Origin of the sequence: Streptomyces prunicolor NBRC 13075 (assembly GCF_000367365.1) — a bacterium.
GTDB classification, from domain to species: Bacteria; Actinomycetota; Actinomycetes; order Streptomycetales; family Streptomycetaceae; genus Streptomyces; species Streptomyces prunicolor.
This window is the reverse complement of the sequence record NZ_BARF01000050.1, coordinates 169,343-188,967: the sequence shown is the minus strand read 5'-3', so window position 1 is coordinate 188,967 and position 19,625 is coordinate 169,343. Positions and strand designations below refer to the sequence as shown.

At 70.8% G+C, this 19,625-nt stretch carries 17 protein-coding genes; 11 read left to right on the top strand and 6 right to left on the bottom strand.

Features of this window, described 5'->3' with window-relative positions; all coding sequences use genetic code 11:
• Positions 1–18 precede the first annotated feature (18 nt).
• The 3 genes from SPR02S_RS22745 to SPR02S_RS22735 are packed head-to-tail and all read right to left on the bottom strand — an operon-like array spanning position 19 to position 4,009.
• Positions 19–654, bottom strand: a complete 636-nt coding sequence (locus SPR02S_RS22745; RefSeq protein WP_019059303.1) for an ATP-binding cassette domain-containing protein — start codon at positions 652–654, stop codon at positions 19–21.
• Positions 651–3,524 (bottom strand): ABC transporter permease subunit, encoded by a 2,874-nt coding sequence (locus SPR02S_RS22740; protein ID WP_019059302.1) that lies wholly within the window; start codon positions 3,522–3,524, stop codon positions 651–653. Before SPR02S_RS22740 ends, SPR02S_RS22745 begins: the two co-directional genes overlap by 4 nt.
• An 8-nt stretch (positions 3,525–3,532) precedes the next feature.
• Positions 3,533–4,009: a hypothetical protein gene (locus SPR02S_RS22735; protein WP_019059301.1), complete on the bottom strand. Its 477-nt coding sequence runs from the start codon at positions 4,007–4,009 to the stop codon at positions 3,533–3,535.
• Between the two features lie 122 nt (positions 4,010–4,131).
• Between SPR02S_RS22735 and SPR02S_RS22730 the strand changes: the two genes are divergently transcribed.
• The 4 genes from SPR02S_RS22730 (at position 4,132) to SPR02S_RS22715 (ending at position 7,509) form a co-directional block, all read left to right on the top strand.
• Entirely contained in the window at positions 4,132–4,686 is a 555-nt protein-coding gene (locus tag SPR02S_RS22730) for an MTB12 C-terminal domain-containing protein (RefSeq protein WP_026150791.1), read from the top strand.
• Positions 4,655–5,965, top strand: a complete 1,311-nt coding sequence (locus tag SPR02S_RS22725) for an ABC transporter substrate-binding protein (protein ID WP_026150790.1) — start codon at positions 4,655–4,657, stop codon at positions 5,963–5,965. Before SPR02S_RS22730 ends, SPR02S_RS22725 begins: the two co-directional genes overlap by 32 nt.
• Positions 5,966–6,028: 63 nt before the next feature.
• The gene (locus SPR02S_RS22720; RefSeq protein WP_019059298.1) at positions 6,029–7,030 is read left to right on the top strand and encodes a helix-turn-helix transcriptional regulator; all 1,002 of its coding nucleotides are present in this window, start codon (positions 6,029–6,031) and stop codon (positions 7,028–7,030) included.
• 263 nt (positions 7,031–7,293) lie between these two features.
• Positions 7,294–7,509, top strand: a complete 216-nt coding sequence (locus tag SPR02S_RS22715; protein WP_026150789.1) for an I78 family peptidase inhibitor — start codon at positions 7,294–7,296, stop codon at positions 7,507–7,509.
• A gap of 139 nt (positions 7,510–7,648) precedes the next feature.
• On the opposite strand, the gene SPR02S_RS22710 is transcribed toward SPR02S_RS22715, so the two are convergent.
• Both SPR02S_RS22710 and SPR02S_RS22705 read right to left on the bottom strand, forming a co-directional pair.
• Positions 7,649–8,689, bottom strand: coding sequence for a phosphatase PAP2 family protein (locus tag SPR02S_RS22710; protein ID WP_026150788.1), 1,041 nt, complete (start codon positions 8,687–8,689; stop codon positions 7,649–7,651).
• Between the two features lie 278 nt (positions 8,690–8,967).
• Complete coding sequence (locus tag SPR02S_RS22705; protein ID WP_019059295.1) at positions 8,968–10,143, bottom strand: putative hexosyltransferase; 1,176 nt, start codon at positions 10,141–10,143, stop codon at positions 8,968–8,970.
• 260 nt (positions 10,144–10,403) lie between these two features.
• On the opposite strand from SPR02S_RS22705, the gene SPR02S_RS22700 reads away from it, so the two are divergent.
• Positions 10,404–12,011 carry an MFS transporter gene (locus tag SPR02S_RS22700; RefSeq protein ID WP_019059294.1) on the top strand — a complete coding sequence of 536 codons (1,608 nt, stop codon included), beginning with the start codon at positions 10,404–10,406 and terminating at the stop codon, positions 12,009–12,011.
• A gap of 303 nt (positions 12,012–12,314) precedes the next feature.
• Complete coding sequence (locus SPR02S_RS22695; RefSeq protein ID WP_019059293.1) at positions 12,315–13,505, top strand: acyl-CoA dehydrogenase family protein; 1,191 nt, start codon at positions 12,315–12,317, stop codon at positions 13,503–13,505.
• 70 nt (positions 13,506–13,575) lie between these two features.
• On the opposite strand, the gene SPR02S_RS22690 is transcribed toward SPR02S_RS22695, so the two are convergent.
• Entirely contained in the window at positions 13,576–14,016 is a 441-nt protein-coding gene (locus SPR02S_RS22690) for a cell division protein SepF (RefSeq protein WP_019059292.1), read from the bottom strand.
• Between the two features lie 333 nt (positions 14,017–14,349).
• Between SPR02S_RS22690 and SPR02S_RS22685 the strand changes: the two genes are divergently transcribed.
• The 5 genes from SPR02S_RS22685 (at position 14,350) to SPR02S_RS22665 (ending at position 19,456) form a co-directional block, all read left to right on the top strand.
• A complete protein-coding gene (locus SPR02S_RS22685; protein ID WP_078622972.1) occupies positions 14,350–15,579 on the top strand; it encodes a DUF5685 family protein in 1,230 nt (409 codons plus the stop codon).
• A 251-nt stretch (positions 15,580–15,830) separates the two neighbouring features.
• Entirely contained in the window at positions 15,831–18,095 is a 2,265-nt protein-coding gene (locus tag SPR02S_RS56140; RefSeq protein WP_052347030.1) for a sensor histidine kinase, read from the top strand.
• Positions 18,092–18,520: a roadblock/LC7 domain-containing protein gene (locus tag SPR02S_RS22675; RefSeq protein ID WP_019059290.1), complete on the top strand. Its 429-nt coding sequence runs from the start codon at positions 18,092–18,094 to the stop codon at positions 18,518–18,520. The genes SPR02S_RS56140 and SPR02S_RS22675 overlap by 4 nt, the downstream gene beginning before the upstream one ends.
• On the top strand, positions 18,517–18,873 hold the full coding sequence (locus SPR02S_RS22670; protein ID WP_019059289.1) for a DUF742 domain-containing protein: 357 nt from the start codon (positions 18,517–18,519) through the stop codon (positions 18,871–18,873). The genes SPR02S_RS22675 and SPR02S_RS22670 overlap by 4 nt, the downstream gene beginning before the upstream one ends.
• Positions 18,857–19,456: a GTP-binding protein gene (locus tag SPR02S_RS22665; protein WP_019059288.1), complete on the top strand. Its 600-nt coding sequence runs from the start codon at positions 18,857–18,859 to the stop codon at positions 19,454–19,456. Before SPR02S_RS22670 ends, SPR02S_RS22665 begins: the two co-directional genes overlap by 17 nt.
• Positions 19,457–19,625 lie beyond the last annotated feature (169 nt).

Below are 19,625 nucleotides of genomic sequence, written 5' to 3'. Positions count from 1 at the left end.
CGGGCGGGGGCGCGCTCGTCACTCCAGTTCGGCCGCCTCGCCGCCGAACACGACCGTCCCGCGCCGCAGTTCGTACACGATCGCCGCCCGGCCGCGCAGCACCGGCGGCAACCGCTGCTCGGCCACGACCACACACGCCTCCAACCCGCCCAGCAGTTCGTACGTGTGCGCCGCGACCGCGGGTGACATGCCCTGCGCCGGTTCGTCGACGAGCACCACGCGCGCGCGTGCCAGCAGGGCCCGGGAGAGGGCGAGCATCCGCTGCTCGCCACCGGAGAGGGTGCCGGCCCGGCGGGGGAGCAGGGGGCCCAGTTGCGGATACGCGTCGAGGGCAACGGCATAGTCCCGCGCGGCGAGTTCGAGATTCTCGTGCACGGTGAGGGACCCGAACACGGCCCGACGCTCCGGCACCAGACACAGTCCCCGGCGAGCCCGTTCGTACGCGGGCATACGGGTCACCTCGGCGCCGTCCCACACCACCGCACCGCCCGACAGCGCGATCGTCCCGGCGAGGGCGCGCAGGGCGGTTGTACGGCCGGAGCCGTTGCGGCCCAGCAGGACGGTGAGCCCCTGGGTGGGGGCGGCGAGGGTGATGCCGTGCAGGGCTTCGAGGGGGCCGTAGCGCACGCGCGCGTGGCGCAGGGAGATGGTCATGCGGGGGTCTCCTGGGGACCCGGTGCGTCAAGGACGCGATCGGGCGGGCCGGAGGAGACGATGCGACCCGCGGACATCACATGGACCACGTCGGCGAGGCCGGCGACCAGATCGAGGTCGTGCTCCACGACGAGCAGGGCGGTGCCCTCGGCGGCCAGGGCCCGCAACACCAGGTTCAGCGCGGCCACTTCGGCGGTGTCGAGTCCGGCGGCGGGTTCGTCGAGCAGCAGCACACTGGGACTTCCGGCGAACGCCCGCGCCAGCTCCACCCGGCGCAGCGTCCCGGTGGGCAGCCCGGCGGCGGGCAGCGACCGTACGTCCCCGTCGAGCCCGAACAGCCGCAACGCCCGCTCCACGGAACCCGGTTCGGCGACCCGGCCCTGCTCGGCCCCCACGCGCACGTTCTCGGCGACGGTCAACGAGGGGAACACCGCGAGCTGTTGAAAGGTCCGGCCGATCCCGAGCCGCGTGCGTGCATGCGCGGGCAGCCGGGTGATGTCCCGCCCACCGAACCGCACCTGCCCCCGCGCGGGCCGCACGGTCCCGGCCAGACAGTGGAACAGCGTGCTCTTTCCCGCCCCGTTGGGTCCGACCACAGCGGTGACCTGCCCGGCCCGCACGACGAGATCGACTCCGTCGAGCGCGGTGAAACCGCCGTAGCGGGCGTGGAGGGTGTGGGCGGTGAGGACGGGTGGGGTGGGTGTCCGTCTGGGGGCGGGGGCGTGTTTCCACCCGGTGTCGTGCCGGGCCGGGCGCGCAACGTCCGTGTGATCAGCCGGCGTTGCGCTCGCCTGGCCCCGCTGCCCGGGTTCGGTGGCGTGTCCCGACCCGGTGTCGGGCTGGGCAGGATGTGCAACACCCGCATGGGCAGGTGTGATTGCGCCCGATCCACCCCGCTGCCCGGCCCCGGCAGCGTGCCCCTGAAGACTCCGCGCCCCAGACGCTCGCCCCGCGTCGCTCTCCGCTTCGCGCACAACACACGGCCCGGCAGCCTCCGTTGACCCTGCGCGTACATACACGGGCCGCAGCCTTCTTCGCACCCCCACCCCCAACACCGTGAGCCGCACCCTCCGTTGAGGCCGCAGCCGCCCCGCCGCCACCCGCAACGCCTCGTACGGCCCCCCGGGGAACCGCCCCACGCCCACCGCCAACACCCCGATCAGCGCCGCCGCCACCCCGCCACGTGCCCCCGCGTCCAGCCCGACCAGCAGGGCCGCGGCGGCCAGCGCGCCCAGGGTGCTGTCGGCGCCCAGGACGACCACCGCGGCGAACCACAGCAGCCCCCGTACGGGGTCGTAGGCAGAGGGGTCGAAGGCGCGTACGCCCATGCCGAGCATGCCGCCGCCGAGGGCGGCCAACGCGGCGCCCGTGACGAAGGCCAGGAGTTTCAGGGGCGGGACCTGGACGCCCGCCGCGGACGCGCCCTGTTCGTGGTCGCGCAGGGCGGCGAGGGCGCGGCCGGTGCGGCCCCTGCGCAGGGTGTGGGTCGTCAGCAACGCGGCTGCCAGGAGGGTGAGTTCGAGGGCGTAGTAGGCGCGGTCGCCGTCGAAACCGGACGGGCGGTCGAGCGACAGGCCCGACGTGGCGTACGGCTGGGCGAAGACGAAGCGGCTGACCCCGACGCCGACCGCGAAGGTCGCGAGGGCGAGGGACAGGCCGTGGCGGCTGATCGCGGGCCAGCCGGTCAGCAGGCCCAGGGGAGCCACCAGGAGTACCGCCAGTGCCAGCGCGGCCAGTTCGGGGAGGCGGGGGAGGAGCGGGAAGCGGCCCGCCGCCAGCAGTGCCGTGAACAGGGCGCCCAGGCCCGCGTACGTCGCCTGCCCCAGCGAGAGCTGACCGCCGCGCCCTGTGACCACCACCAGGGACAGCAACACCACGCCCAGTGCCGGGACTTGGACCGAGGTGTGCAGGTCCGAGCCCGCGAAGCCGAGGGGGAGGAGGAACAGCACCCCGGCTACGATCCAGGCAGCCGGAGGCGTTGCGATGCGGGCCGTCGTCGTACGTGGGAGGGCGTCACGGGAGCCGAGTCCGGGCAGCACCAACGCCGCTACCAACAGGGCGACCACGAACAGGTTCGCGCCCACCGCCTGCACCAACTGCCCACGCCAGTCCGCCGGATGTAGCCGCGTCAACTGGCTCTGCCCGACCCCGATCCCAAGCGCCACCACCACGGCCACCGGCAGGCTCCGCATCCGCGCGGCCACCGCGACCGCCACCACCTCCATGACGAGCAGCGGCAGACCGTACGGGTCCAGGCGCACGTACGGCGCGAGGAGTACGCCCGTCAGGCCCGCCGTGAAGGAACCGAACGCCCAGCCCGCCGCGGCCACCCGGTCCGCGTCCACGCCACCCAGGACCGCGAGTTGGCGGTCGTCCACGACGGCCCGCAGCTCCCGCCCGAAACGCGTCCAGCGGATCACCGCCCCGACTCCGGTGGCCAGCACGAGCACCACCGCCAACTGCCCCCAGGGATCGGCCGACACCAGCTCCGGCGCGTCGTCCCGCGCCCCCTGGCCCCAGAGCAACGCGGCCCCGCCGACCAGCAGCACGAACACCCCGATGGACGCGACCAGCGTCTGCGCCGGATCACCGCCGAGGACCGACAGCGGCCGGAAGACGAACCGTTCCAGCACGACCCCGATACCCGGCGCCAGGAAGAGCAGGGTCACCATCGCGCCCAGCCACAGCGGCCAGCCCCACCCGACCACGCACTGCCGCAGCGCGTACGCGCACACCATCGCGATCGCGCCGTGCGCGAAGTTGAGGACGCCGGTCGCCCGGTACGTCACGATCAGGCCGATCCCGGTGAGCGCGGCGGCGCTGCCGACCGAGAGACCGGCGAGGGTGAGGTCGTAGGTGAAGGTGGACATCGGGGGCGTCAGTCGTCGGCTTCGGCGGGTTCGCAGATCGGGCAGGGGCTCAGCTCGCCGTTCGCCACCAACTTCGCGTCCACCGGCACCGCTTCGGGCTTCCCGGCGACCAACGGGCAGTCCGCGCGGTGCCACAGCGTGCCGCCCGGCACCATCAGCAGGTCTCCGCTGATGGCTATGGGCGCCGCGGCGGTCTGATCGGACTCCTCGGCGTCGACGGGTTCGGCGGCCACGAGAAGGCCGTACAGCTCCTCCACGCGCGCGGCGGCGAGGGCGCTGCGGCCGTGCGTGAGGAGGATCGCGGCGGCGACGATCAGCGCGGCGCCGGGGATCGTACAGGAGGCCAGGTAGGGGAGTTGGCGTTCCGCGTAGCGCTCGCCGGAGACGCCGTACCAGCCGATCACGCACAGGACCGCGCCGGCGGCGAGCACGGCCCAGCCGGCCCACAGGGCGGGGTGCACGGTCCGCAGTCGGGCTGTCCGCATTTACGGCCCCCACACGTCGGGTGTCTGTCCATGCCGGCCAATGGCTTGCACTATGCCTTCTGACACCTGACCTGAAAACACCGGGCGAGCACGGCCCGGAACGACACCCGGCGGTGAGCCAGATGGTTCTCGGGAGCGACCTCAGGCGAAGGAACACAAGGCGCGTGCGGGGCACGGTAGTTGCCGCCGCCCTGGTCCTCGTGCTCGGCCCGGCCCTCGCGGCCTGCAGCGACGACAGCGGGGGCGGCGGCAGCGCACCACCGCCCACCCCGTCCGTCGAGCAGCCGACGAGCGCACCGGCGACCGCGCCCGCCGACCCGGCCGCCGCGACGACCCAGATCAAGGCCAACTGGAAGACGTTCTTCGACCCGGCCAGCTCCAGCGCGGACAAACAGGCCGTCCTGGAGAACGGCGAGCAGATGGGCCCGGTCCTGAAGGCCTTCAGCGGCGACAAGCGCGGCGGGCAGGTCCAAGCGGACGTCCAGAAGGTCGAGTTCACCGCGGCGACCAAGGCGACCGTGACCTACAGCCTCACCCTGAACGGCGCCACCGCCCTCCCGAACGCCTCCGGGACGGCCGTGCAACAGGGCGGCACTTGGAAGGTGTCCGTCAACACCCTGTGCGCGCTGGTGGCGTTGAGCGGCGATGCCTCGCAGTCGCCCGGGGCGGGCTGCTGAGGCCGCTGCCGCGGTGCTGCTGCTCCTCGCGGGCACGGCCTGCGGCAGCCGCCTCCCGGAGAGCGACTTCGAGCACGGCAACTCCCGTACGCCCGTGCCCAGTAGCGGCACACCGATCCGCGTCGGCATCATCACCAGCGCGACGAGCCCGGTCGGCGGCGACACCTTCACCGGCCCCCGCGACGGCGCCCAGGCGTACTTCGACCGCCTCAACGCGCGCGGGGGCATCGCCGGGCACCCGGTCCAGGTGCGCCTGTGCGACGACGGCGGCAGCGGTGTCGGCAACAACGCGTGCGTGCATCAACTCGTCGACGGGGCCGATGGGGACGCCGTCGTCGCCCTGGTCGCCACCACCGCCCTCGACTACGCGGGCGCCTCCCGCGTCTCCCACGCGCGCGTGCCCGACATCGGCGGCCAGCCCATCGGCGCGGCCTACGACACGTACCCGCACCTGTACGGCATCTACGGCAGCCTCGCGCCCCGCGCCGGGACTCCGGGCTGGGGCGGGAAGTTGTACGGCGGCACGGAGGTCTACCGGTACTTCAAGCGCGAGCAGGGCGCCCGTACCGCCGCCGTCGTGTCGTACAACCAGGCCGCGTCCGCCGCCTACGCCCGCCTCGTCGAGCAGGGGCTGAAGGCCGAGGGCTACAAGGTCGTCAGCGAGCAGGTGGACTTCGCGCTGCCCAACTTCCGTGCCGCGGCGGCGGACCTGAAGCAGCAGGGCGCCGACCTCGTCTTCGACGCCATCGACACGCACGGGAACGCCCAGTTGTGCGAGGCGATGGACCAGGTCGGCGCGAAGGTCATCGCCAAGGTGACGAACGTACAGAACTGGACGTCCACCGTCCCCGAGGACTACAAGAACTCCCCGCGCTGCCGCAACGCGCTGTGGGCGACCGGGTCCAGCCGAGACTTCGACGACACCTCCCAGGCGGCCGTACGGGAGTTCCGGGACGCGACGAAGGGGCTGAAGGCGCATTCCCAGTGGCAGTTGGAGGGGTGGGCGGCGGCGATGTGGTTCACGGACGCGGCAAAGGCGTGCGCGAAGACGAAAACGGGCGCCACGCGCGCGTGCGTCGACGGCTTCATGAACCGGAGCGAGAACTACACCGCGGACGGGCTGTTGGTTCCGGTCTCCTTCGAGCGGTTTGCCGAGCCGCCGAAGACACGCAGGACGTGCCTGTCGGTGGCCCGGTGGCAGGACGGCAAGGGGTGGGTCCCGCAAGGGGACATGAACAGCACCTGTTTCGATGTGCCACAACTGCCGTACAGCCCTTGATGCAGATCGCCGCCGACACAGGGGCGCCCTTGATCCAGACCGTCCTTGATAGACACTTCGACCATGTTGGAGACCTCGGCACGACTCCTGCGCCTGCTCTCGCTGCTCCAGGCCCACCGCGAGTGGTCCGGCGCCGACCTGGCCGACCGGCTCGGGGTCACCCCGCGTACCGTGCGCCGGGACGTGGACCGGCTGCGGGAACTGGGGTATCCCGTCAACGCCAGTCCCGGCACGGGTGGCGGCTACCAGCTGGGCGCGGGCGCCGAGTTGCCGCCGCTGCTGCTGGACGACGACGAGGCGGTCGCCGTGGCGGTCGGGCTGCGCACCGCCGCCGGGCAGGGCATCGAGGGCATCGGCGAGACCTCCGTACGCGCCCTGACCAAGCTCGAACAGGTGCTGCCGAACCGGCTGCGCCGCCGGGTGGGCGCCCTCAACGCGTTCACCGTGCCGATGCTGCACAGCACGCTGCCGTCCGCCGTCGACCCGGCCGTGCTGACCGAGCTGGCCGCCCTGTGCCGGGACGCCGAGCGGGTGCGCTTCGACTACGAGAGCCACGACAGCACACCCACCCGCCGCAGCGTCGAACCGCACCGCCTGGTGTGCACCGAGCGCCGCTGGTATCTCGTTGCCTGGGACCTGGACCGCGAGGACTGGCGCACCTTCCGCGTCGACCGCGTCACGCCCCGGCCGCCGCACGGGCCGCGCTTCACCCCGCGCACACCACCGGCGGAGGACCTCGCCGCGTACGTCTCGAAAGGGGTCTCCACGCGCGCGTACGCCTCCCACGCCGTCGTACGGTTGCTCGTGCCCCTCCAGGAGGCCGCCGAGCGGATCTCACCGTCCGCCGGGACGCTGGAGGCCGACGGACCGGACGCCTGTCTGCTGCGGACCGGGGCCCCGAACCTCGACCTGATGGTGATCCACGTGATGATGATGGGCTTCGACTTCGAGGTCCTGGAGCCCGTCGGGCTGACCGAGACGATCAGGACGGCCCGGGACCGGCTGTCCCGGGCGCTGGACCGGCACGGCCGGGGAGCCGACGGCGATTCTGTGCTGAAACGGTGAAACTCTTATGCGGCGTCAGCTTCCGCCGTACGGCACGGAATCGGAAAGGAATGGGGCGCCCGGCCGGTTCTCGCGGCACCTTTCCGTTGGGCTATTCGGTGAGCCGGACCGACAGGCGGGAATTACGTTCGAATGCCTGCGGAAGACGTACGGAACCGCTCATACGTGTGAGGGATGCAGCACAAAACACACGTCCTGATCCTGTGACAGAAGTGTGACCGGAGAGGGACGGAGAGAGGAGAAGAGGGGCTAGCGTGGCGGGCATGGCATCCATTCCGACTCCACCGGCAGAGCCCCAGGACAGTCCGAACAGCTATGTGGGCCTCGACGGGACAGAGGCCGAGCGGCTCGCGCGGGAGCGCGGGTGGTCGAGCGTGCGGTCGCTGCCGCCGGGGGCGATCATCACCATGGAGTTCCGCGTGGGACGGCTCAACTTCGAGGTCGAGAACGGCACGGTGACGCGCGCCTGGAAGGGCTGAGCGCACCACGTTGGCCGCACACGTTGGCCGTACACGTTGAGCGCAGATGCGACGAAGGCCCCGGTTCCGCTGGAGGAACGGGGGCCTTCTTGATGCGCGGGGATGGTTGTGCGTACCGGCCCCGCGGTCCGGGGCGGGGTCAGCCGCCCGTCGCCGGACGGGCGGCGGCCGTGGCCGGGGTGGTGCCGCGCGCCACACGGTCCGGGTGCGGCGGGCGGCGGCTGCCGATCGGGGTGACCGGGGTGCGCTCCGAGCGGGTCGTGTGCGGGCCCGGGGCGAGATGGGCGGGCGGCCGGGCCGAACGGCTCGCGGTGACCGTCTCGCGGGCCGCCGGGACCTCGTCGCCCGAGGAGGCGCGTGGCTTGAGCAGCACCGGTGCGGTGACCGGCGAGGCGGGCACGGGGGCGGGTGCCGTACGGCCGCGACGGGCGCGCCAGCGGTCGCGCAGGTCGAAGATCCGGGTCTCGGCCAGGGCGATCAGCGGCTCGCACCAGGGGAGGGCGAGCAGGACCAGCAGACCGGCGGCCCACCCGAGCAGCACATCGCTCAGCCAGTGCGTACCGAGGTAGACCGTGGCGAGACCGACGCCGAGGGAGGTCACCGCGGAGGCGGCGGACAGCCAGCGGCGGGCGGCCGGCGTGGAGGCCAGATACGCCAGAATTCCCCAGGTCACGACCGCGTTGGCGGTGTGGCCGCTGGGGAATATATCGCCGCCGAGGCCCATCTCGTTCGAGCCGATGACGGTGGCGTAGTGCGGGCCGAGGCGGCCCATGCCGAGCTTCGCGGCGCCGACCGTGATGTTCAGCAGCAGCAGCAAGGTGCCCAGGGTCAGCAGCGGGCGCAGCGTGTGCTGCCGCCAGGAGCGCCAGCCCAGCCAGGCCGCGACCATCACCGCGGTCGGGCCGCGCTGGCCCAGGACCACGTAGTAGTCGACGAACCAGTGGATGCCGGCCCACTGCTGGTACGGCCGGAAGAACATGACCTGCCAGTCGAACCGGACCAGCCAGGACGTGGTCACGACGAGCCACACGATGGCCAGATAGAAGGCCAGGGTCGCCACAAAGAGCACGGCCCTGTGCCGGCTCATCTTCGGCACATCGATGTTGGCCGGCCGTTCAGGTTCACGGTCCAGCCTCGCGAACACCCGGTCCAGACGGGTGAGGTTTCCTTCGGTACGCACCCAATCGACGTTACAGCGAGTGAGTGTGGATCCCCGTCGAAACAGCGGCTTTGTGATGACGATGTGATGTGGGAAAGCTCTCAGCGGCAGGTTTATTTCCGAGGATTCCGCAATCCCGGTCGGCTCCGTCCTTCAATTCCTTTGATCATGCCGGGTCGAGTTTTATGGCCCTTATGAATTAGTTCACCAAATGCTGGGGTGAAATTGGCCGGGCGCTCATGGAGCGTGACGAGTGGATCATGGGGCATGGCGAGTGGATCATGGGCGCGCCGAGTGGATCAGGGCGGGCCGGATCCGTTCAGCCAGAACGCCCCGTACACCGCCGATGCCGCCGCGACACCGCCCACCACCCATGCTGACCTGGAGGTACGCAGCCGCGCCAGGGCGAGTGCGAGGGGGAGCAGCAGGGGGAAGGCGGGCATCAGCAGGCGCGGCTTCGAGCCGAAGTAGCTCGACGCGCACAGCGCGAGCGCGGTGACGACCCCCGTGTACACCAGCAGGGGCAGCGGCTGGCCCTGCCGGACGCCCACGACGTACAGCCAGAGCACCAGCCCGACCCCGACGATCAGCCCCACCCCGGCCAGGGCCGAGGGGAACGACGTGAACTTGTCGCCGACGAAACGGGCGAAGGCGGCGCCCCCGTCGAAACCGTTGCGCCAGCCCGCCTGCACGTCCAGATAGCCGAACGGGCCCTTGCCGGTACGGTGTCCGACCCACAGGACGTACCCGGCGGCGCCCAGGGGTGCGATCGCCATCCCGAGGGCGCGCGGCCAGATCCGCGCGCCGGGCGCGGGCGCCGGGCTGCGGTCCCGCACGAAAGAGGCCTCCGCGCGCGGGGTGAATCCGGTGAACGAGGTGATGCCCGCGACCCACACCGCGGCGACGACCGCGAGCCCCACGGGCCGCGTCAGCCCGGCCAGCAGGGCGAGCGTGCCCGCCGTCACCCAGCGGCCCGTCAGCACGGCGTACAGGGACCAGGCGGCGAGCGCGGTGAAGAGCGACTCGCTGTACGCCATCGACTGCACGATCCCGACGGGGAGTACGGCCCACAGGAGTACGGCACACACGGCCACGCGACCGCCGTAGACGAGCTCAACGACGGCGAAGATCCCCCAGGCCGCAGCCAGCGAGGCGAGCACGCTCACCATGAGACCGCCGTCGGCGTACGACAGCGGGGAAATCGCGTGTATGAGCCTTTCCAGCCAGGGCAGCAGGGGGAAGAAGGCGAGGTTCGAGTGGACGTCGCCGTTCGGGAGGCGGACCTCGTATCCGTAACCGAGGTCGGCGACCCGGGTGTACCAGAGGGCGTCCCACCGCGCTGTCAGCAAGGTGTGGGCGCTCTTGCCGCGCGCCGCGCTCCACACCGCGAGCACCACCAGGCCCAGGGCGCGGACGGCGGCGTACCCGAGGAGGGCCGGGGCCGCCCGGCGCAGAGGTGCTGCGAGATCGTTCACGGACCCGATTATCGAGGGGGTGCGGAACCGGCAGGCCCGGCGGGGGCGTGGTCCACAGAAGGGTGAGTGGTGTACGCCACACGTGTTCTCCGGAGAGTGTGAGAGGTCCGCCACGTGGCATTGGCGTGAACTCGCGTACGCTGACGGCTCACTCGCCTTCGTTGCGCGGGTCGGAGACACCGCTCCTCTCCGGCCGCAGTCACAGGGAGTCCCCACCCCGTGAACCCGCCGAACGCGAGGGAACATCTGGGAGGTAGTTCATGTCCGGGACGACCACGGCCGCCGCAGCGCTGCGCCGTCGGGCGGCCGGGGCCGGTGCCAACCGCTGGGTCGTCCTCGTCGTCCTCTGCGTCAGCCTGCTGCTCGTCGCGCTCGACGCCACCGTGCTGCATGTCGCGGTGCCGGCCGTCACCGAGGACCTCAAACCCGGCGCGATAGAGCTGCTCTGGATCGTCGACGTCTATCCGCTGGTCTGCGCCTCGCTCCTCATCCTCTTCGGCACCCTCGGCGACAGAGTGGGCCGCAGGCGGATTCTCCTTCTCGGCTACGGCCTCTTCGGCGTCGCCTCCGGCCTCGCGGCCCTCGCCCATGACGCCCAGGTCCTGATCCTCGCGCGGGCGCTGCTCGGCGTCGGCGGCGCGATGATCATGCCGGCCACGCTCTCGATCCTCCGCCAGGTCTTCCCCGACCGGCGTGAGCGGGCGGTGGCGATCGGCGTGTGGAGCGCGGTGGCCGCGGTCGGCGCGGCGGTGGGCCCGCTGCTCGGCGGCTTCCTCCTCGAACACTTCTGGTGGGGCTCGGTCTTCCTCGTCAACATCCCCCTGATGCTGATCAGCCTCCCGATCGGCCGGCTCCTCCTCCCCGAGTCCCGCGGCGATCGCAACGGCCCGTGGGACGTCGTCGGCGCGCTCATGGCCGCGGGCGGTCTCTTCGGTGTCGTCTTCGGCGTGAAGCGGCTCGGTGGCGGGGAGCCCGTGGAGAGCGGGTGGACCGTGGCCCCGCTGCTCGTGGGCGCGGTGCTGCTGGTTCTTTTCGTACGACGGCAACGGCGCCGTACGCATCCGCTGGTGGACCTGAAGATGTTCCGCAGGCCGGCGTTCAGCACGTCCGTGGGCTGCATCGTGCTGGCGATGCTGGCACTGGTCGGCCTGGAGCTGATCGCGGCGCAGTACCTGCAACTGGTGCTGAGGTTGTCACCCCTCCAGACGGGTCTACGGCTGCTGCCGCTGACGTTCGCGGCGATGGCGGCGGGGTTGTTCGGGGCGCGGATGCTCCGGCGGTTCGGCCCGCGCCGGATGGTGTGCTTCGGGTTCTGCCTGACCGCGTTCTCGGTGCTGACGCTGACCGCGATGGGCGAGCGGGACAACACCGGGCTGCTGCTCTTCGGGTTCCTGTTGCTCGGGTTCGGGCTGGAGATGACGCTTTTCGGGGCGTACGAGTCGATGCTGAGCGAGGCGCCGCCGGCCCAGGCGGGTGGCGCGGCGGCGATAGGCGAGACCTCGTACCAACTCGGCGCGGGTATCGGCATCGCGCTCCTCGGCAGCGTGATGAACGCGGCGTACGCGCCCGGGTTGTCGTCCGTTCCCGGTGTACCGGCGTCCGCGTCGGCCTCGGCGGGGCATTCGCTGGGCGAGGCGTACGACGTCGCCGGGCGTCTCGGCGGGGAGCGTGGAGCGGCCCTGCGCGACGCGGCTCGGCACGCTTTCGTGCACGGGCTGCATGTCACGTTGCTTGTCAGTGCGGGGTTGCTGCTCCTGGGCGCGGTGATGGCATTGCGGTTGCCCCGGATCATGCAGTGCGAGGTGCCTGCGGCTGCGGTGGGGGTCCCTGCCCCCAGGGAAGTAGCAGAGTCCCGCATCTCAGCCTGACCAAAGACGCTCTCCCACCCACGCACCACCCGTTTACGGGCAATTGAGGGGTGGACGTGTCTTGTGGGGGGTGCTTCGCCGTTGGCGGCTGCGGGCCCCGGATGCTCGGACGTGGCGGTGATCGTGGGCGCGGTCGCCCGCGGTGCTCCGCCCCCGCCGGAGACGGTTCCCCCTGACATGCCGGTAAACGAGTGGGCGGGTGGGAGAGGTTTGTGGCTGTGCTGGACGCGCTCGACCCGTCGTCGTAACGTCGAGCCCGTTGTCGTAACTAGCGGTGATAGTTTTAGTGCCGGAGGCTCTGTCATGGCTGCGTCCCCGAAGTTGCCCCCCTTCGACCCCGCCGACCCCCTCGGCATCGACGATCTGCTCGACCCCGAGGACCTCGCGATCCGGGACACCGTCCGTACGTGGGCCGGCGACCGGGTGCTGCCGTACGTCGCGGAGTGGTACGAGAAGGGGGAGTTGCCCGGGATCCGGGAGCTTGCCCGCGAACTCGGTGGCATCGGGGCGCTCGGGATGTCGCTCGACGGGTACGGGTGTGCCGGGGCCTCCGCCGTCCAATACGGGCTCGCCTGCCTGGAGTTGGAGGCCGCCGACTCCGGGATCCGGTCGCTCGTGTCGGTGCAGGGGTCCCTCGCGATGTATGCCATTCATCGCTTCGGGAGCGAGGAGCAGAAGCAGGCGTGGTTGCCGCGTATGGCCTCCGGTGACGTCATCGGGTGCTTCGGGCTCACCGAACCCGACCACGGTTCCGACCCCGGCGCCATGCGCACCTACGCCAAGCGCGACGGCGGCGACTGGGTCCTCAACGGGCGGAAGATGTGGATCACCAACGGGTCCGTGGCCGGCGTCGCCGTCGTGTGGGCGCAGACCGATGACGGGATTCGCGGCTTCGTCGTACCCACCGACAGCGATGGATTCTCCGCTCCGGAGATCAAGCACAAATGGTCACTCCGCGCATCCGTCACCAGCGAACTCGTCCTCGACGACGTGCGGTTGCCCGCTGACGCGGTGTTGCCGGAAGTCGTGGGACTGAAGGGGCCGCTCGGCTGTTTGTCGCACGCTCGTTACGGAATCGTGTGGGGTGCGATGGGCGCGGCGCGCGCTTCCTTCGAGTCCGCGCTCGCGTACGCGAAGACCCGGGAGCAGTTCGGGCGGCCCATCGGCGGCTTCCAGCTCACCCAGGCCAAGCTCGCCGACATGGCGGTCGAACTGCACAAGGGGATTCTGCTCGCCCACCATCTGGGGCGGCGCATGGACGCCGGGTGCCTGCGTCCCGAGCAGGTCAGCTTCGGCAAGCTGAACAACGTACGAGAGGCCATCGAGATCTGTCGTACGGCACGGACGATCCTCGGTGCCAACGGGATCTCACTGGAGTACCCCGTGATGCGGCACGCGACGAATCTGGAGTCGGTGCTCACGTACGAGGGCACCGTCGAGATGCACCAGCTCGTGCTGGGCAAGGCGCTCACCGGACTCGACGCCTTCCGGTAGGAAGTACCGACAGGAAGTCTCGAAGCCCTGTTCAACCCTGCGGGAGGCAGGGCCGGTAAGCGGCCCTGCCTCAGCTCTGGTTGAAGAAACCGTCCTCACGGCGCACGGCGGGGTCGCCGCTGACGATCTCCGTGTTGGCGGGGGTCAGCAGGAAGACTCGGTTCGCGACCCGCTCGATCGTGCCGCGCAGGCCGAAGGTGAGACCGGCGGCGAAGTCGACCACGCGCTTGGCGTCGGTCGCCTCCATCGCCGTGAGGTTCACGATCACCGGAACCCCTTCCCGGAAGAGCTCACCGATGGCGCGGGCGTCGCGGAAGCTGTCCGGGGTGACCGTGCCGATCCGTCGGCCCTTCACCTCGGCGACGTCCTCGGCCACCTTCACCCGCGGATCCGTGACCCAGGCATCCCCGGGCTGCTCGGTCCCTTCGGAGTAGTCGTCGTCGTAATAACGCTCGTCATCGTTGTCGTCAACGAGCCCAAGCCAGGCACTCGCCTTGCGTACCGATCCCATGGACGCCTCCTCTCACAGCGGTCTTACTTGCTTTCCACATCCCTATGGTCATCCATGATGCGGATCGCGCGCCAAGTGGATAGACGCCGCGCGGGGGGTTTGTGACGCTACTGGTGCACAGCCAATACGTCGAGAGCCCCTGTGTATCAAGGGTGTTGCTGGACAGGGCTGCTGACTGAGAGTGAAATATGATTCTTCACGGCGTCCGGGTGATGGCTGGTGCGTACGGGTGAACGGGGTGGTCGATGCGATGCGGCTGCTCAACGCCCGGTCAGCTGCCCTGTCGATCTCCAGATGCCCAGTCAGATGTCGTTCACGCCACGGGGGGTTGTCGTGTTCGGAATGGTCCGGCCTTGTAGTCATCGGCTCGGTGAGAACCTCAAGTCCCAGTGGATGGCGCATTTGTGCGGGCTGTGTCTCGCGCTGCGCGGGGACCACGGGCAGTTCGCGAGGATTGTCACGAACTACGACGGTCTGCTCCTCTCGGTCCTGACGGAGGCTCAGGTCGAGCGTGCGGGCGGCGGATGGCGTCGTACGGCCGGGCCCTGCCCCCTGCGCGGGATGCGGACCGCGTCCGTCGCGCAGGGCGAGGGGGCGCGGCTCGCGGCAGCCGTATCGCTGGTGCTCGCCTCCGCCAAGGTGCGTGACCATGTCGCCGACCGGGACGGGCTGCTGGCCCGTAGGCCGGTGGCGCTGGCCGCGCGGCGGGTCGCCGGGAGCTGGGGGCGGGCCGGGGCGCGTACCGGCTCCGCCGTCGGGTTCGACGCCGGTGTCCTCGTCGACGCCGTGGACCGGCAACTCGGCATCGAGACGCTCGCCGGGCCCGGTACCCCGATCCTCACCGTCACCGAACCGACCGAGACCGCCACCGCCGCCGCCTTCGCGCACACCGCGATCCTGGCCGGACGGCCCGGCAACGCCGTACCGCTCGCCGAGGCCGGACGCCTCTTCGGGCGGCTCGCGCATCTCCTGGACGCCGTGGAGGACAGGGAGGCGGATGCGACGGCCGGTGCCTGGAATCCCCTCACCGCGACCGGCACCCCGCTCGCCGAGGCCCGGCGGCTCGCCGACGACGCGCTGCACGGGATACGGCTCGCGCTGCGGGAGACGTCCTTCACCGACGGCAAGCTGGCGCACCTGCTCCTCGCGCACGAACTGGGGCGCTCGGTGGACCGGGCCTTCGGGACACAGTCGTGCGGGCACGGCACCGGGGTCGGGCACGGCACGGGGGTCGGGCATGGCACGGGGGTCGGGCATGGGCGTGTGCCGGAGTCGCAGGGTGCCTTCGGACCGCCGCAGACTCCGTATCTGCCGGGCGATCCGCGGCACGACGGCAATCCCTACGGCGGTGAGCCCCCGCGGCCCGACAGGCGCGGGTTCTGGGCCGGGTGCGCCGTAGCCCTCGGGCTGTGCTGCACCTGCAAGGTGTGCTGCGCCGACGAGTTCGAGGGGCCGTGGTCGGGGCGGCGGCGCGAGGGGTGCTGCTCCAGCTGTGATTGCTCGTGCTGCGACGCGTGCGAATGCTGCGAATGTTGTGAATGTCTGTCGTGCTGCGACTGCTGAATATGCCAGGCGCCGTGATCTGTTGACCGTGACGGGTCGTCATCGCCGTTGTATACGCGGCACTTGGGGATCTTGGATGACCTGCGAGGTCGGGCCGTCCCTGTTTCAGGGTGGTAAAACAAAAACATGATCCGGTGACCGGTGTGCCGTGCGTGTCGTTGGGCGGGAGCAGAACCATTTCTGCCCCGGGTTCGATCCCCGATCGAGCTTGCTCGAACCCGATCAACTCGCCACCCACTTAAGGCACTTCAGTGGACGTCACAACAAAAGCGACCACGAGCATCCGCACCAGGCTGCTGAGGATTCTGATCCTCGCCCTCGCGGTCCTGCTCGCCCTGCTCGGTATCGCGGCCGCCGACCAGATCTCCGCCTATCGCAACGCCTCCGCGACCGCCGACAACGCCCGCCTGGAAATCACCCTCCAGGGACTCGTCCACGAACTGCAGAAGGAGCGCGGACTCACCACCGGATACGTCGGTGGCGTACGGCAGTTCAGCGCCAAGCTGCCCACGCAGCGCAAGGCGACCGACGCCGCGCGCGAGCAACTGGACGTGGCCCTGAAGGGGCGTGAGGACTCCGCCGCCGGTTCCGTGCGCGAGTCCCTCGGCCGGCTCGACGGGCTCGCCGGGATCCGCAAGGACGCCGACGACGGCAGCGGCGTGGTGAAGGACACCTTCGACTACTTCACCAACACCATCACCGTCCTCGACCGGCTCGACCTCGGCCTCGAAGACGTCCACGACGGCAAGCTGCGCGACGCCTACCAGGCGCTCCAAGTCCTCGGCAACGCCAAGGAGTTCACCGGCGAGGAGCGCGCCATCGTGCTCGGCTCGGTACGTGCCGGGAAGTTCCGCGGCGACGACTACAGCCGGTTCATGGAAATCCGCGCCGGACGGCTCGCCGCCCTCGACGTCTTCCCGCGCTCGGCCACCGCCGTGCAGGAACGGCGCCTGAACACCGCCCTGACCACGCCCGACGCCGAGCGCGCGCTGGCGTACGAGAGCAAGGCGGTGCACGGCACCGGGAAGCTGAAGTCGAGCGCGATCCCGCCCATGGCCTGGTGGGACTCGATGACCTCCACCATCAACGGGATGCGGAACGTCCAGATCACCCTCGGCACCGATGTCGAGAACCGCGCCGCCCAGTTGGAGAGTTCGGCCCAGCGCGACCTGCTGCTGTTCCTGCTGCTCGCCCTCGCCACGGTCGTCGCGCTCGGCGCGCTGGCCCTCGACTGCGTACGGTCCGTCTCCTCGCCGCTCGTCGAACTCGCCCGGCAGGCACGGGAGGTGGCCGGCAGCCGGCTGCCGCAGGCCGTGGCCGCCGTACAGGACGGGTCGTCCGGGGCGGCGCCGCAGCCGCCCGCTCCGCTGGTCGTCGCCGACCGGGCCGGGGCCGAAGTGCGGGAGGTGGCCGACGCGTTCGACCGGGTGCAGCGGTCCGCCTTCGAACTCGCCACCGAACAGGCCGTGTTGCGGCGCAACGCCACCGACTCGCTGGTGAGCCTGGGGCGTCGCAACCAGAACCTGGTACGCCGTCAGATCAGCTTCATCAACAAGCTGGAGCACGAGGACGCCGACCCCGCGACCCTCGCCAACCTCTTCGAACTCGACCACCTGGCCACCCGTATGCGCCGCAACGCCGAAAGCCTCCTCGTGCTCGCCGGAGAGTCCAGCCCCCGCCCCTGGTCCACGCCGCTGGCCGTCAACGACGTGCTGCGCGCCGCGCTGTCCGAGGTCGAGGAGTACCGCCGGGTCACCCTGCGCCGGATCGAGCCCGCGTTCGTCACCGGCTCCGTCGTGGTCGAAATCGCCCATCTGCTCGCCGAGTTGGTGGAGAACGCGCTGAGCTTCTCGCCGCCGGACTCCGATGTGGAGATCGAGGGGCGGCGCACCAGCGCCGGCTATCTCGTCGCGATCGTCGACCACGGCTTCGGCATGGACAACCAGGCCCTCGCCGAGGCCAACGTACGGCTCTCCGGCACCGCCAGCTTCATGGCCGAACCCACCCGTTTCCTGGGCCACTTCGTGGTCGGCGCGCTCGCCCGCAAGTGCGGCATCGAGGTACGGCTCGGCGAGGCACCGGCGGCCGGTGTGGTCGCCCGGGTGCTGATCCCCGCGGGGCTGTTGACGGAGGCCCCACAGGGCAAGGCCGCGGACAAGCCGGTGCTGCCGGCGCCGCGCAACGAGGAGGACGCCGTGGAGCCGGTGACCGTCACGGCCGGGTCGAAGCCCGTCGAGAACAAGGCCTCCGGCGCCAAGGGCGGCACCTCCGCCTCCCGTACCCGCAACGGACTCGTCAAGCGGCCCCAGCGCAGCGCGATCTCGGAGGCCGTCACCGAGACGGACCGGCCCAGCCGCCCGGCGCCCACCGGACCGACCACTGACCGCAGCCCCGAGGAAGTCTCCGGAATGCTCTCCATCCTGCGCAGCGCGCACATGCGCGGCGGCATCAGCGTGGAGAAGGAGAAGGAGCGGGCCAAGAAGTCCGCCGGACACAGCGAGGGTGATGCCAAGTGACCACCGTCGACACCCCGCACGACTCGCGGACCTTCAACTGGCTGCTCGCCAACTTCGTCAAGAGCACCGACGGCGTACGCGACGCGGTCGCCGTCTCCTCCGACGGGCTGCTGATCGCCGTGTCGGACGGGCTCGGCCGCACCGAGGCCGACCATCTCGCCGCGATCGTCTCGGGATTGAGCAGCCTGGCGCGCAGCGCGTCCAAGCGGTACAGCTTCGACGGGGTCAAGCTCATCATGATCGAGATGGGCCGGGGCTTCCTGCTCGTCTCGGCGATCCGGGACGGCAGCTGTCTCGGCGTCCTCGCCGACAGCAGCGGTGAACTGGGCCTCGTCGGCTACGAGATGGCGGTGCTCGCGGAGCGGGCGGGTGATCTGCTCACCCCGACGCTCATCGCCGATCTGCGGCAGGCGTTGCCACGGTGAACGGTGAACAGCCCAGGGACGTAGAACCTGACGAGGACGCGACGTTCGTCCGGCCGTTCATCATCACCGGCGGCCGGTCCGAGCCTCTCCAGGCCGACTTGCGGCTGGAGACGCTGGTCGTCGCCGTCGGCGTGCCGGATCCGTCGCTCACGTTCGAGCGGCGCCACATCGTCGCGGTGTGCGAACAGCCGACGACCGTCGCCGAGGTGGCGCACCGGGTCGGCGTACCCCTCGGAGTGGCCAAGGTGCTCATCTCCGACCTCGTCGTCGCCGGGCAACTCGCCTGTCGGCAACCCGCGGAGCTGCCGCTCCCGATGCTCGAAAGGATCAGGGACCATGTCCGGGCGCTCTGACAAGATCGTGCCGCTGGCCGTGAAGATCGTGGTCAGCGGCGGCCTCGGGGTCGGCAAGACCACGTTCATCGGGGCCATTTCGGAGATCGAACCCCTCGACACGGAGGCGGCGATCACCGAAGTCTCCGTTGGCGTCGACTCGTTGGTGGGGGTCGAGGCGAAGACCACCACGACCGTCGCCCTCGACTTCGGGCGGATCACGCTCGACCCGACGATCGCGCTGTATCTGTTCGGGACGCCCGGGCAGGACCGGTTCTCCTTCCTCTGGGACGACCTGGTGGAGGGCGCGCTCGGCACGGTGGTCCTCGTGGACACCCGGCGGATCGAGGACTGCTTCCCGGCGGTCGACTACTTCGAGTCGCAGGGCGCGCCGTTCGTCCTCGCGGTGAACCGCTTCGACGGCGCGGACCGGTTCGACGTGGACGAGGTCCGGGAGGCGCTGGGACTGGGTGCCGATGTGCCCGTGCTGGAGTGCGACGCGCGGAACCGCGATTCCGTACGGGACGTGCTGGGGGCGCTGATGGACCGGGTGATCGGGGTCCGGGCGGCACCACGACGGCGTACGGCCGCCCTGACGCGGTAGGCGTGGTGGAGGAAGTGCGGACGGAACCCGAGGGGAGGGGTGTGTGAAGGCGGAACGGGTGGAGCGGGAGAACACGTGAAGCGCACGGTCAGAGGGAGATTCAGGCGACCGGGACGCGCAGTGGGTCAGCTCAACAGGAAGAGGACCACACTCGACCGAGGTCGATGTG

Coding starts and splice junctions, on each gene's coding strand:
- SPR02S_RS22745 (WP_019059303.1), bottom strand. CDS start 654: ATGACCATCTCCCTGCGCCACGCGCGCGTGCGCTACGGCCCCCTCGAA.
- SPR02S_RS22740 (WP_019059302.1), bottom strand. CDS start 3,524: ATGTCCACCTTCACCTACGACCTCACCCTCGCCGGTCTCTCGGTCGGC.
- SPR02S_RS22735 (WP_019059301.1), bottom strand. CDS start 4,009: ATGCGGACAGCCCGACTGCGGACCGTGCACCCCGCCCTGTGGGCCGGC.
- SPR02S_RS22730 (WP_026150791.1), top strand. CDS start 4,132: ATGGTTCTCGGGAGCGACCTCAGGCGAAGGAACACAAGGCGCGTGCGG.
- SPR02S_RS22725 (WP_026150790.1), top strand. CDS start 4,655: ATGCCTCGCAGTCGCCCGGGGCGGGCTGCTGAGGCCGCTGCCGCGGTG.
- SPR02S_RS22720 (WP_019059298.1), top strand. CDS start 6,029: ATGTTGGAGACCTCGGCACGACTCCTGCGCCTGCTCTCGCTGCTCCAG.
- SPR02S_RS22715 (WP_026150789.1), top strand. CDS start 7,294: ATGGCATCCATTCCGACTCCACCGGCAGAGCCCCAGGACAGTCCGAAC.
- SPR02S_RS22700 (WP_019059294.1), top strand. CDS start 10,404: ATGTCCGGGACGACCACGGCCGCCGCAGCGCTGCGCCGTCGGGCGGCC.
- SPR02S_RS22695 (WP_019059293.1), top strand. CDS start 12,315: ATGGCTGCGTCCCCGAAGTTGCCCCCCTTCGACCCCGCCGACCCCCTC.
- SPR02S_RS22690 (WP_019059292.1), bottom strand. CDS start 14,016: ATGGGATCGGTACGCAAGGCGAGTGCCTGGCTTGGGCTCGTTGACGAC.
- SPR02S_RS22665 (WP_019059288.1), top strand. CDS start 18,857: ATGTCCGGGCGCTCTGACAAGATCGTGCCGCTGGCCGTGAAGATCGTG.